This window comes from Pseudoalteromonas sp. 0802 (genome assembly GCF_013350085.1).
Taxonomy (GTDB): Bacteria; Pseudomonadota; Gammaproteobacteria; order Enterobacterales; family Alteromonadaceae; genus Pseudoalteromonas.
On sequence record NZ_JABVXE010000011.1, the window covers coordinates 88,465 to 102,382 of the forward strand.

Sequence of the window (13,918 nt, forward strand, 5' to 3'; positions counted from 1 at the left end):
TTTTTAAAATACTGAAAATTAAAGGTTTTATTGCTGGTGTGATTTATGCAAAGTCATATTAAATTGATTTTAATAAGGAATGCACATGCAAGTTAAAACAATACAACAAGTTTATGATTGGACCGTGTTATTTCATACTCAAATGGCAGCTAACTTCCACAGTGTTAAAGACTTACTGGACGAGCATAATCAAATGCTGGTGGACTATTATCTGCAATATGAGAAGAAACTAGCAGAAGATCTCGTTGGCTTTAAAGCCATTACTGAAATAAACACGCTTGATACCTATTGCTATGAGTATTTTGCTGAAAACCCAGAGCTAATTACTTTTAACGATATCAGCACAGATCAGCAAATTGATGAAAAGGCGATTCAGGTTTACTTAACCACGCAACACCAAAAAGTAATCGACTTATACGAGTACTTGGTATCGCGAGCTGATACAGAGCAAAGTAAAGAAAAGCTCGAACGTTTACTTGAGCTTGAACATCAAGGCCTTAAGCAAATGATGCAAAGCTCAAACCGCCATATGGATATGTAATCGATTAATCTATTAATCTATTAATCTATTAATCAGCTTAATGAAAATCGAGTAAGAAGCCGACCTTTTTAAGGTATTTTTGCTCTTGCTGTAAGTCAGCTAAAAGCAAGGTATGTTCTTTAAGCCACTTATTGTGAAACTTTAAGAACATACTATTTTGCTTGGCTGTTACCTCAAGTTTAAAACCTTGATCGGTAATACGCTTTTGATTTAGCAGTACTGCTAAGCGCAAAATCACAATAAGTTGCAATATTTCATAATGCTGCATGGTATGCAGTGCCGGAAACTCTTCTAAACGAATTTTTTTACGATAAAAACGGATCATGCAACTAAGCAAGGTTTGTTGTTGCTGCGTAAAGCCAGGTAATTGGCTATTCGCAACGATATACGCACTGTGCTTATGTATCCCTGATGAATTAACCCCTAAGCCAATTTCATGCAGCTGCGCGGCCCAATCCAGCAAGTTGATGTAGTCAGGATCGGTAAGTTGCCATGCCTCTTTTACTTGTTCAAACAGCCACTTTGCAGTTGTCGAGACGCGGTTAGCATGCTCTTTATCTATGGCGTTACGCTCAGATAGGTTCGCGATGGTATTAGTGCGAATATCTTTGTGGGCGAGTTTTTGCTGCATTTCATGTAGCAGGCCTTCACGAAGTGAAAAGTCGCTGTATTGCAACGCTTCGATTTTAAACAGCCTAAATATCGCAATTAAAATAGCTAAACCACCACAAATACTCACTTGCCGCTCAGGTGTAAGACCTTCAATTTGTAGCGCTTTTATTTGTTTAGCTGCAATAAACTGAGTTTTTAGTTCTAATAATCGCTCTAATGTAATCAGCTCTTGCTCGGCATCGTTAGCATTGATCATGGCAAGGATAGATTTAATAGTGCCTGATGTTCCCACCACAGATTGCCAGCCAGCCGATAAGTAGTTGGCGAAAATCACTTCGAGTTCTTGCTCTGCGCGAACTTCAGCTTTGGCAAAGCGCTTAGCAGTGATTTGTCCATCTGCAAAAAACTGCTTGGTGTAACTAACACAGCCCATATTACGGCTAGTAAGTAATTTATGTTTAAAGTGTTTGCCAATGATGAGTTCGGTACTGCCGCCGCCGATATCAATGACTAAGCGGTTTTCATCGTGATGAATGTAATGGGCAACACCTTGATAAATTAAACGCGCTTCCTCCTGCCCCGATATTACTTCAATTGGGTAAGGAAACACTTTACTTGCTTGGGTTAAGAACGAATGAATATTTTTAGCGCGGCGTAATGTGTAAGTTGCCGCCACTTTAACGTTCTCTAAGGGGAAGTCCTGCAAGGTAGTCGCAAACTGCTTAAGAATTGCCAGCGCGCGTTCGATTGCTTCTTGGCTTAAATGATTTTTATCATCTAAACCGTCAGCTAAGTAAACGCGCTGCTTTTCTTTGTGTAAGATTTGCAAAGAGCCATCGACCTCTCTTGCCACCACTAAATGAAAACTATTTGAGCCTAAATCAACGGCAGCAATTGAGGGATAATCATTCATTATTATAGTTACTTTCCCATTTCTTAAGGTGGTCATAAATGGCAATTTGCGAGCGAATTTTCTTACGATTGCCGCGGCGCACATAGCTGTTTTTTTGTTCGCTATCGATTATGCGTGCTTTTGTTCTATCTTTAAACTGTAGCTCAAGAATATCAATAATAAGCTGTTTTAATTTTTCATCATAAATCGGTGCGGCTACTTCAACGCGATGATCAAGATTTCGGGTCATCCAGTCTGCCGATGAAATATAAACCTTTTCGTCGCCATTATTATGAAACACCATCACCCGAGGGTGCTCTAAAAAGCGGTCAACGATACTAATAATGCGAATATTTTCGTTAACGGCAGAAGGCACTAACGAGCACATGCCACGCACAATAATGCGAATTTTCACACCGCGTCTTGCGGCAAAGTAGAGATGATCAACCAGCTCTTTATCAACAAGGTTGTTTATTTTTAGCGTAATTCTACCAGCCTTACCATGTTCTACATTGGTTATTTCAGCATCAATTAGCGACATAATAGTTTGTCGTGCGTTGACTGGCGAAATCATCAAATGATCAAATTGAAATGGTTTATAGCTGCTTTCGATAAACTTAAACACACTATCGCACTCTTCACTAATGCCCTCAAACTTGGTGAATAAGCTAAAGTCAGTGTAGATTTTGGCGGTTTTTTCGTGGAAGTTACCCGTGCCTATATGGGCATATTTCACTATGTTGTTCTTTTCTTTACGGTGAATAACGCATAACTTACTGTGAACTTTCAACGCAGGAATACCAAAGATCACTTTAACACCGGCATTGCTTAGGGTTTTTGCCCATTCAATATTGTTTTGTTCATCAAAGCGCGCTTTCAGCTCAACCATAACGGTTACGTGTTTGCCATTTTTGGCGGCATTAATAAGCGTAGAGACAAGTCGAGACTGACTCGCAACGCGATAAATATTGACCTTAATTTGGGTTACATCTGGGTCAAATGCTGCTTGGCGTACAAATTCAAGTAAGTGGTTAAAGGTGTGGTAGGGGTAATACAGTAAAATATCTTGCTCTGAAATGGCATCAAACACACTTGAGTGATTGTTAAAAGCCGTACTTTGTAATGCAGGCAGTGGTTTGTTTTCTAAATACTGACGGCCAACATTCGGAAAGGCAATGAAATCGCGGAAATTACGGTAACGGCCGCCGGGGATCAGCGCATCATGTTGGCTTATATTAAGGCGCTTTTTCATCACTTTAAGCATCTCAGCTGGCATGCTCTCGTCATAAACAAGGCGCACAGGCTCTGCAGAAATACGTTGTTTTAGACCTTTTGACATTTTATCGAGCAAGCCTTCTTCAAGCTCGTCATCTAAGTTGTATTCGGCATCACGGGTGAGTTTGATGGCATAACATTGAATATCATCAAAGCTAAAAAAGCTGCTAAATACATCGCGAATAAAGTAGGCGATAATGTCATCAAGCATCACAATGGTTTTGTGACGGCGAGTTTTCTCTGGTGGCAAAATAACAAAACGAGATACGCGGTCGGTTGGTACTTCCATCATGGCATAATGACTTTTTTGGTTGGTCATCTCGACAAACAAATAGGTCATGGTGTCGTTGATTTGATCTGAGTAGTCTTTCTTTTCAGAGAGTAAAATCGGCAATATGTGTTGCAGCACATTGTCGTGGAAGAATTTTTTCAGCCAACTCAAGTGAAATTCAGATAGCTCCTCAGGTAACTCAACGTGAATATTGTGCTCGTTTAAGTCATTTAAAATGTCTTTATGAATTTGGTTAAACTTTTTACCAAGCTGCAGCACCTTACTTTGGATCTGATGAAGTAGTATTTCGTCTTCTTCAAAGTTCGCATCAGGAATTTTATTAAGTAATATTCGGCGTTTTACATCAGCAACACGGACACGGAAAAACTCATCCATGTTGTTTGAGTAAATACCTAAAAAGCGCATGCGCTCAATAATCGGGTTAGATTTATCTTTAGCTTCTTGCAGCACGCGTTCATTAAAAGACAGCCAACTTAGCTCTTTGGCAAAGTAGTTAACGGCTTGAGAAGAAGAATGTGATGCGTTCATCTGGTTTTCCAACGTTTATAGCTAGTTAGAATATAGAGGATGCAGATGACGTTTATATGACGTATTTATCACTTTTATGACATACATGTCAGTTATGTGACATGTATGTCGTTAATTTTAAAGCTTAGTTTAAGTTTAAATATCCCTATAAACTTGCTTGTTATGCGTCCTCAATATCAACAATTAAGTCTGTGGTAATAGACTCGAGTGCCGTGATTACTTCGTCCTTGTTCATGCCTATTGGCAAAGCGACGGTGGCAACAGCACTAAAAATTGGCACACCCCAGTTAGGTGCACTTTGTTGTTTCGAATTTAGGTGAGTGATATTCGCCCCTTTGTGACGAATAACGCTGGCAAGCTCTTGCACAATGCCAGGTCTGTCGTTGCCAGTAATGACAAAATTGATTTGTTCAGATTTTTCTTCTGAAAGTGTTTCGGCGCCGCGTTCAATTCTGATTTCTAAATACGGCAAACTATGCAATGCGTCTTGCAGCTCTTGCAGGTGCTCTTCAGGCACTGCTGCCTCAATGATCCCTGCAAAGTGACCTGCAAGGTGACTCAAATTACTGCTTAACCAGTTACCATGATGGTTTAAAATTGTGGCCGAAAGATCTTCAACTAGGCCGGGTTTATCTGGCCCCAAAATAGTAATTACTAACTGCTTCATACTTATATCTCTATAAAAATGCCTCTGAAAAATGCAATAAAAGGAAGGAGGCGTTGGTTAAAAATGATTCTTATTGTCGAAAAAAATAAGTCATCTTGAGTATTGATGCAGTTTTATTGTTTGTCCAATTTTTTCCATATAGTTATAAAAAATTAGTTATAACAGTTTGTTAGCTTGTCAATTTGGTCGTTATAAATACGCAGAGCAATGTCGCAATTTGGTCATTTTTTAACTTTAAAATACGTCCCTGAAATACTCGCTTTATTACACTGAATTATGACGTTTGTAACATTACTGTCATCTTGGTGAAATATAATGCGCGCAACGTTAAGATTTAAGGGTGTTTTGATGACTTCCAATCCGAATAAACCTACCTTTCATACGGATAGAAGCCGTCTATTTAAAGACAGGTTTGCCAAGTGGGGTATTTCCGCAGGTGGCGTAATGGTGCTAGTAGCACTGCTACTTATATTCTTTTACCTTCTTTATGTTGTTCAACCTATTTTTGAGTCAGCAAAAGTAGATACACGTAACAGTGTAAAACTACAAAATGCGTCAGAAGTTGTGGGTCTTGGCATTGAAGAACAAACAGAAATTGCCTTTTTACTTGGTGAAAAAGGTAATGTGGACTTTTATAATGTTGAAAAAGAGCAATTTGGTAAAAAGATCACCACTCTTAATACAGAATTACCAAGCGATGTAAGCAGCTTTGCAAGCTCTGCACCGTTTCAGGGCCAATACGCATACGGCCTAGAAAATGGCTCTGTGGTTGTGGTTGCGCCAAAATTCCTAGTGACATTCCCGAACAATCAACGCCAATTAACACCACGTTTAGATTACCCGCTGGGTGATATGGCGCTTGAAGTTGATGAGCAAGGTGCGGCAATCACTAAATTTGCATTTAGCCACTACGAAGATAAAACAGCTGTTGTTGCTTTAACGGCTGACAAGCGCGTTATATTCAGCAGCTTTGTGGGTGAAGAAAACATGTTCACCGGCGAAGTAGAGTGGGTTGTTGAGCGTACTGAGCTTGATATCGAAGGTCGTGTTGATGAGCTATTAATCTCACCAGATACAACACGTACATTTGTACGTTCAGCAAATCAAATTTACGTATATGATACCCGTTACCCTTCTGAAGTTGAGCAAATCCAACTGCTTGCAGCTAACGAAGAAAACGCGAACCTAGTTTCAACTCAGCTATTGGCTGGTGCCAACTCACTGATGCTTGCTAACGATAATGGCGAAGTTTCACAGTGGTTTGAAGTAAACACTGAAAATGGCCGTGAGTTCCAAAAGATTCGTGCATTTGAAACCAGCAAGCAATCGAAACTAAACATTTTTACAGAGTTCTACCGTCGTACCTTCTTCACAGCAGGCGCTAACGGTGAGCTAGGTATTTATTACACAACTAGCGATGCCAAACTGTGGCAAGGTAAAGTAAGCGAAGGTCCAATTCAAAACTTTGCAATAGCGCCACGTTCAAATGCGGCACTTATTCTTGCTGATGACGCGCTAAAAGTAATTGAAATTCATAACGAGCACCCAGAAGTAACTTGGTCTGCGTTATGGCAAGAAGTATGGTACGAAGGCTACCCAGAGCCGGGTTATATCTGGCAGTCAACGTCTGCAAGTGATGACTTTGAATCTAAGTTCTCATTAGTGCCAATTTCGTTCGGTACGATTAAAGCGGCAATGTACGCAATGTTATTTGCGGTACCAATTGCGCTTTCAGCGGCAATTTACACGGCGTACTTTATGTCGAGTGAATTACGTAAAGTGGTTAAGCCGACTGTAGAAATCATGGAAGCATTACCAACAGTAATCTTAGGTTTCTTAGCGGGTCTTTGGTTAGCACCATTAATTGAAGAACATTTACCAGCGATTGTCGGATTATTAGTATTGCTACCAATTGGTATCTTATTAACCGCATTTGGTTGGAATAAGCTACCGGCGTCAATTCGTCACCGTATTCCTGAAGGTTCGCACTCAATTTTACTTATTCCAGTGGTTATTTTCATCGGCTGGTTATCGTTTGCGATGAGTAACTCAATTGAGCTTTGGATGTTTGACGGTAATGTGCGTCAGTACCTAACCAATGAATTAGGTATGACATTCGACCAACGTAACTCACTAGTTGTTGGTATTGCGATGGGCTTTGCTGTTATCCCGACTATCTTCTCAATTGCTGAAGATGCGGTATTCAGTGTTCCTAAGCACTTATCAAACGGTTCATTAGCACTCGGTGCAACACAATGGCAAACATTGGTTCGCGTAGTATTACTAACAGCAAGCCCAGGTATCTTCTCAGCAGTAATGATGGGTCTAGGCCGTGCTGTAGGTGAAACAATGATTGTACTAATGGCAACAGGTAATACACCTATTATGGACTGGAGTATCTTCCAGGGTATGAGAACACTTGCAGCGAATATCGCGGTAGAAATGCCTGAGTCTGAGGTAGGTAGCTCGCATTATCGCATTCTATTCTTAGCAGCATTTGTATTATTCATATTCACATTCATTTTCAACACAGTGGCTGAGTTTGTACGACAGCAACTGCGTGATAAATACAGTTCAATGTAGGTGGAGAGACACGACATGGTAAAGCAGTGGTTTAAGTCTGGTTCTCCTTGGATTTGGATGACCGGCGGTGCGGTAAGCATCAGTTTAATCTCGGTTCTTGGCTTACTAGCCATGATTGCTTGGAAAGGTTTAAGCTTTTTCTGGCCATCAGAAGTAGTGCAATTTGAGCTGCAAGGCTCAGTTGAAAAACAAACAGTTATCGGTGAAATTTATGACCGTGAACTAGTTGCAAAATCACGTATTGAGGCGACGGGTGTTGATTTATCTCACTACGATAAAGAGCAACTAGAGCGTTTATTGATTAAAACAGGTAACCGTGAGTACGTAGCTCTAGATTTCCGTTGGGTACTAGAGACAGACATCACATCGCGTACTGCGCCAGCTGAGCTTGCTGTATTCGAGCGTAGTAAAAACGGTAACTTCTACGGTTATGTAGAGCAGGTTATTAAAGACGGTGAAGTTATCACAGATAACAAAATCGACGTGCTTTATGATCTTGTCGACCGTGCTGTTGACCTGAATGACCAAGCGTTAGACTTACAAAATGGTGATATTGGTCATATTAACTATGAGCTTGAACGTTTACGCTTAAGAGAAAAAGCATACCAGCTTGATAACGAACTAACCGATGAGCGTGTTGCTGAGCTTGCACAAGCGCGTGCTGAGCTACGTGCTGAGTACACAGTGTTAGAAAAGCAGTTATTTGCGCTTCGTAAACAAGCAAAGCGTGACCAAGTAACTGTGAGAGACATGCGTGGTGAAGTGGTTACTTTACCTCTGTATCAAGTTCTTGATGTGTGGTTCCCTAATGACATGGGCTTCTTTGCTAAGCTTGGTCACTACTTTGTACAGCTTGGTAAGTTTGTAGCAGATGACCCGCGTGAAGCTAACACTGAAGGTGGTGTATTCCCGGCAATTTTCGGTACCGTGTTCATGGTATTACTAATGGCAGTGATTGTGACGCCGTTTGGTGTTGTTGCAGCGATTTACTTACACGAATACGCAGCAAAAAATGCCGTGACTAAGATGATCCGTATCGCGGTAATCAACCTTGCGGGTGTACCTTCGATTGTATACGGTGTATTTGGTCTAGGTTTCTTTGTATACATGCTAGGTGGCAGTATTGACCAATTGTTCTACCCTGAGTCATCGCCAAGCCCAGTATTTGGTACGCCAGGTGTGATTTGGTCTGCTTTAACGCTAGCAATTTTAACGCTTCCAGTTGTTATTGTTTCGACTGAAGAAGGTTTATCACGTATTCCAAGTACGGTTCGTCATGGTTCATTAGCACTTGGCGCAACAAAAGCAGAAACGCTATGGCGTATCATCATTCCGATGGCAAGCCCAGCGATTATGACAGGTTTAATCTTAGCGGTTGCACGTGCAGCCGGTGAAGTAGCACCACTAATGCTTGTTGGTGTTGTTAAGATGGCGCCAACACTGCCACTTGACGGTAACTTCCCATACATACATTTAGATAGAAAATTTATGCACTTAGGTTTCCACATTTACGATGTTGGTTTCCAAAGCCCTAACGTAGAAGCGGCACGTCCGCTGGTATATGCCACGGCATTCTTACTGGTATCAGTAATTATCGCCCTGAATATCACCGCGATTGGTATTCGTAACCACTTACGCGAAAAGTTTAGAGCTCTTGAGCATTAATACAGAATTTTTATAGGTAGACAGAGATGATTACAGTTGCACCACAAGTAAACCAAGCGAAAAGCGCGGCAAAGCTAGATTTAGATAACCTAACTGCAGAACAAACAGCGTTAGAGATTAAAAACTTAGATCTATACTACGGTGATAAACAAGCGCTTAGCGGCGTAAATATGAACATCCCAAAAGGTCAGGTAACAGCATTTATCGGTCCATCGGGTTGTGGTAAATCAACACTTTTACGTTGTATCAACCGTATGAACGACCTTGTTGATAGCTGTCGTATCGATGGTGAGATCTTACTACATGGTCACAATATCTATGATAAGAATGTAGATGTTGCTGCACTACGAAGAAATGTCGGGATGGTATTCCAACGTCCTAATCCATTTCCAAAATCAATCTACGAAAATGTCGTTTATGGCCTACGCTTACAAGGTATTAAAGAAAAGCGTAAACTAGACGAAGTGGTTGAACAATCTTTACGTGGCGCGGCATTATGGGATGAAGTTAAAGACCGTTTACACGATAGTGCATTTGGCCTATCGGGTGGTCAGCAACAGCGTCTTGTTATTGCTCGCTCAATTGCTATCGAGCCTGAAGTACTACTTCTGGATGAGCCTACATCGGCACTAGATCCAATTTCTACTTTAGTTATCGAAGAGCTAATTAACGACTTAAAGAATAAGTTTACCGTGGTAATCGTTACTCACAACATGCAACAGGCTGCTCGTGTATCAGACCAAACTGCGTTTATGTACATGGGTGAGTTGATTGAGTATTCAGATACCAATACGTTATTTACAACACCAAGCAAGAAGAAAACAGAAGACTACATTACAGGCCGTTACGGTTAGTCAATAAAGTCACTTGGTACCGTAAACGAAATTTATAGAGGTAGACAATGGAACATAATATCAATAAACACATTTCGGGCCGCTTTAATGAAGAGCTTGAAAATGTGCGTAACCATGTATTAAACATGGGTGGTTTAGTTGAGCAACAACTAAACAGTGCACTGGATGCTGTTAGTAATGGTGATGCCGATCTTGCACAAAAAGTTCGTGAAAACGACTATAAAGTAAATGCAATGGAAGTGAACATCGACGAAGAATGTACACGCATTATCGCTCGTCGTCAGCCGGCAGCGAGTGACTTACGTCTTGTAATTGCTATTGCAAAAACAATTGCCGATTTAGAGCGTATTGGTGATGAAGCTGAGCGTATTGCTAAAGTTGCGCTGGACTCATTCACTAAAGATCAGCAAGACCTACTGGTGAACATTGAAAACATGGGTCGCCAAGTATCAAAAATGCTTCATGATGTACTTGATGCATTTGCACGTATGGATGTGCAATGTGCGTTTGAAGTACATAAAGAAGACGCCAAAGTTGACCGCGAATACGAAGCAATTACCCGTCAAATTATGACATATATGATGGAAGATCCACGCTCAATCCCGAAAATTATGGATTTAGTGTGGTCAGTTCGTTCATTAGAGCGTATTGGCGACCGTTGCCAGAATATTGCTGAATACATCATCTATTTTGTTAACGGCAAAGATATTCGTCATACATCTCAAGAAGATATCGAAAAGTCGCTGTAAATTTAACCGCAACTTTTCATTATTAAACCGAGCGGCCTTTGGCCGCTTTGTCTATTATTGGTGATGTAAGGCAGAAAAAGCGTTCACAATCGAACACAATGCTGTAAAATTCGCAGCTGCCAAAGCATACTAATTTATAAAGGGTCAGTTATGCCTACAAATGCATTTTTAGGGGTTTTTGCTAAATCACCTATTAAGCCTATGGAAGATCACATTAAGAAAGTACATCAAGCAAGTAAAGCATTGATCCCTTTCTTTAATCACGTGTTTAAAGAAGAATGGCAAGAAGCGGAAGAAATCCGTCTAAACATTCGTAATTTAGAGCGTGAAGCTGATGAAATGAAACGTAACATCCGCCTTCAACTACCTCGTGGCTTATTTATGCCAGTTGAGCGTACCGATTTGCTAGAGCTTGTTACTCAACAAGACAAAATTGCTAACAAAGCAAAAGATATCGCAGGTCGTGTAGTTGGTCGTGAGATGATCATACCTACCGAAATCCAAACAGATTTCCTTGCTTATGTAACTCGTTGTGTTGATGCGACTAAACAAGCGTCAAAAGCAATCAATGAGCTAGATGAGCTGCTTGAAACGGGCTTCAAAGGTCGCGAAGTGACTTTAGTTGAAAAAATGCTCGTTGAATTGGACGCTATTGAACAAGACACGGATGACATGCAGATCAAAATTCGCCGTCAATTGCGCGCCATCGAAAATGAACTTAACCCTGTTGACGTGATGTTCTTATACAAGATCATTGAGTGGGTAGGCGAGCTTGCAGATATTGCAGAGCGCGTAGGTTCTCGTCTTGAGCTGATGTTAGCTCGTTAATTAAAAATCAGTTCAAACACGAAAAAAATTAAAGGTTCACACAATGGATATCATTGCAAATTACGGCACGTTATTGGTTTTAACTGCCGCCGCAGTCGGTTTCTTCATGGCTTATGGTATTGGTGCAAATGACGTTGCCAATGCGATGGGTACATCAGTAGGCTCAAAAGCACTTACAATTAAACAAGCAATCATCATCGCGATGGTGTTTGAATTCGCTGGCGCATACCTTGCCGGTGGTGAGGTTACATCTACAATCCGTAAAGGGATTATCGATGCCACGCCGTTTATGGACATACCTGAGTTAATGATACTCGGTATGATTGCCGCGTTATTCGCTGCAGGTAGCTGGTTATTAATTGCCTCTTTCTTAGGCTGGCCAGTATCTACGACTCACTCAATCATAGGTGCCATCATTGGTTTCGCATTAGTTGCAGTAGGTAGCGAAGCAATCCAATGGAACAAGGTAATGGGTATCGTAGGTAGCTGGATTGTTACCCCTGCTATCTCTGGTTTTATTGCTTACTTGATTTTCATGAGTGCGCAAAAGCTAATTTTTGACACTGATGCACCTCTTAAAAATGCTAAGCGTTACGTGCCTATCTATATGGGCCTAGCGGGCTTCATCATGTCTCTTGTAACAATCAAGAAAGGCTTAAAGCACATTGGTATCAACTTAGGTGCTGTTGAAGGCTATGCGCTTTCTATCGCGATTGCTGTTGTAGTTGCTATCATCGGTAAGATTGCGATTGCTCGCCTTAAAATTGACCCTAAAGCTGACAAAGCAATGCAGTTCAACAACGTTGAGAAAGTGTTCGCAGTACTTATGGTACTAACGGCATGTTGTATGGCTTTCGCGCACGGTTCAAACGACGTTGCTAACGCAATTGGTCCACTAGCTGCTGTTGTAAACATTGTTGAGCACAACGGTGAAATCGCTAAGAAAGCGGCTATCGCATGGTGGATCTTACCACTAGGTGGTTTAGGTATCGTTGCTGGTCTTGCTATTTTAGGTAAGAAAGTAATTAAAACAATTGGTGAAGGTATCACCCACTTAACGCCTAGCCGTGGTTTTGCTGCTGAGCTTGCTGCTGCTTCTACAGTTGTTATCGCATCAGGTACTGGTTTACCTATTTCTACTACGCAAACACTTGTTGGTGCGGTATTAGGTGTTGGTATGGCACGCGGTATTGCGGCACTTAACATGGGTGTTGTAAGAAACATTGTAGTTTCTTGGGTAATTACATTGCCAGTTGGCGCAGCCCTTGCTATTGTTATTTTCTATGTACTGAGAACTGCCTTCGGGGTATAAAAAGTACTAAAAGACTTTTAGCTTGAAAAGATCTCAATGCCTTAGGTATTGGGGTCTTTTTATTTGCAGGTAGAGAATGAATAACTTACCAAGTATTAAACAACTACAGTATTTATTAGCAGTCCACCAACATCAACACTTTGGCCGCGCAGCAAGCGCCTGTTTTATCGGTCAATCAACCTTAAGTAGTGCAATTCAAAACTTAGAAGAAACTTTAGGTTGCCAGCTTATAGAGCGTGAAAACCGCAGCTTAATGTTTACCGCAATTGGTGAAGAGGTTGTCGAAAAAGCACGTAAGATTATTGACGACACCCTTAGCCTTAAAGAGCTGACAAAAAGCTTTTTAACGCCTTTAAGTGGCACACTCACGCTTGGTGTGATCCCGACGATTGCCAGCTTTATTGCTGCGCCTTTATATCATTTCTGCAAACAGACCTTTACCGAGTTAGAGTTAGTTTTGGTTGAAGACACCAGCGACAAACTACTCGATAAACTTGAGCATGGCCAAATTGATATGGCATTACTTGCTTTACCGTATGACACTGAAAAGTTTCATACCCAAGTACTTGCAAAAGATCAGTTCAGCCTAGTGCACCATAAGGATTACACACCAGCAGATGGCGTGGAAGACTTTAACCTATTACCAGATGCGAGTGTGTTCTTACTAGAGCGTGAGCACTGTATGACAGGCCACGCGTTAAGTGCCTGCCATTTGAATCGCTCAAGCTGTATTAATCCATTTGAAGCGGCAAGCTTACATACCTTATTAAGTATGGTTGAACACCAGCTTGGTGTTACTTTCTTACCGCAAATGGCTATTAATGCCGGTATTTTAGATAAAAAAGATATGGTTGCTACGCCATCACAAGGCGATGCATACCGAGATATTGGTATCGTGTGGCGTAAAACAACAGGCCGGATCAGAGATTTTAGGCTGTTTAGCCAGCAGCTAGAGCTGTTTCTGAATAAGCAGTGTAGCTTAGACGGTCAATGCGACTAATAATAAAAAACCCCAAATAAAAAATATTTGGGGTTTTTTATTATTTAAGCAAACTATTTTTTTCCTTCCCTCGACTAACATAATAACAAAACCATTAAAGGCAGATCAGATGACGAGGCT

At 41.0% G+C, this 13,918-nt stretch carries 11 protein-coding genes; 8 read left to right on the forward strand and 3 right to left on the reverse strand.

Annotated features, from left to right (window positions below; genetic code table 11):
• Positions 1 to 85 precede the first annotated feature (85 nt).
• Entirely contained in the window at positions 86 to 541 is a 456-nt protein-coding gene (locus tag HUS61_RS15475; RefSeq protein ID WP_054563522.1) for a hypothetical protein, read from the forward strand.
• A gap of 37 nt (positions 542 to 578) precedes the next feature.
• Here HUS61_RS15475 and ppx read toward each other — a convergent pair whose 3' ends face one another.
• From ppx to HUS61_RS15490, 3 genes are all read right to left on the reverse strand, one after another.
• The gene (gene ppx / locus HUS61_RS15480) at positions 579 to 2,066 is read right to left on the reverse strand and encodes an exopolyphosphatase (protein WP_054563523.1); all 1,488 of its coding nucleotides are present in this window, start codon (positions 2,064 to 2,066) and stop codon (positions 579 to 581) included.
• Positions 2,059 to 4,140: a polyphosphate kinase 1 gene (gene ppk1, locus HUS61_RS15485; RefSeq protein ID WP_054563524.1), complete on the reverse strand. Its 2,082-nt coding sequence runs from the start codon at positions 4,138 to 4,140 to the stop codon at positions 2,059 to 2,061. The genes ppx and ppk1 overlap by 8 nt, the downstream gene beginning before the upstream one ends.
• Positions 4,141 to 4,300: 160 nt before the next feature.
• The gene (locus HUS61_RS15490) at positions 4,301 to 4,807 is read right to left on the reverse strand and encodes a glycine cleavage system protein R (RefSeq protein ID WP_054563525.1); all 507 of its coding nucleotides are present in this window, start codon (positions 4,805 to 4,807) and stop codon (positions 4,301 to 4,303) included.
• A 348-nt stretch (positions 4,808 to 5,155) separates the two neighbouring features.
• Between HUS61_RS15490 and HUS61_RS15495 the strand changes: the two genes are divergently transcribed.
• The 7 genes from HUS61_RS15495 (at position 5,156) to HUS61_RS15525 (ending at position 13,798) form a co-directional block, all read left to right on the forward strand.
• On the forward strand, positions 5,156 to 7,390 hold the full coding sequence (locus tag HUS61_RS15495; protein ID WP_062566617.1) for an ABC transporter permease subunit: 2,235 nt from the start codon (positions 5,156 to 5,158) through the stop codon (positions 7,388 to 7,390).
• Positions 7,391 to 7,405: 15 nt separating this feature from the next.
• Positions 7,406 to 9,055, forward strand: coding sequence for a phosphate ABC transporter permease PstA (gene pstA / locus HUS61_RS15500; RefSeq protein WP_130167225.1), 1,650 nt, complete (start codon positions 7,406 to 7,408; stop codon positions 9,053 to 9,055).
• Positions 9,056 to 9,081: 26 nt separating this feature from the next.
• Positions 9,082 to 9,909 (forward strand): phosphate ABC transporter ATP-binding protein PstB, encoded by an 828-nt coding sequence (gene pstB / locus HUS61_RS15505; protein WP_054552475.1) that lies wholly within the window; start codon positions 9,082 to 9,084, stop codon positions 9,907 to 9,909.
• A gap of 47 nt (positions 9,910 to 9,956) precedes the next feature.
• On the forward strand, positions 9,957 to 10,658 hold the full coding sequence (phoU, locus tag HUS61_RS15510) for a phosphate signaling complex protein PhoU (RefSeq protein WP_054563528.1): 702 nt from the start codon (positions 9,957 to 9,959) through the stop codon (positions 10,656 to 10,658).
• Between the two features lie 150 nt (positions 10,659 to 10,808).
• Positions 10,809 to 11,486, forward strand: a complete 678-nt coding sequence (locus HUS61_RS15515) for a TIGR00153 family protein (RefSeq protein WP_054552477.1) — start codon at positions 10,809 to 10,811, stop codon at positions 11,484 to 11,486.
• 43 nt (positions 11,487 to 11,529) lie between these two features.
• On the forward strand, positions 11,530 to 12,798 hold the full coding sequence (locus tag HUS61_RS15520) for an inorganic phosphate transporter (protein WP_175079140.1): 1,269 nt from the start codon (positions 11,530 to 11,532) through the stop codon (positions 12,796 to 12,798).
• 76 nt (positions 12,799 to 12,874) lie between these two features.
• Entirely contained in the window at positions 12,875 to 13,798 is a 924-nt protein-coding gene (locus tag HUS61_RS15525; protein ID WP_175083031.1) for a hydrogen peroxide-inducible genes activator, read from the forward strand.
• Positions 13,799 to 13,918: the final 120 nt, after the last annotated feature.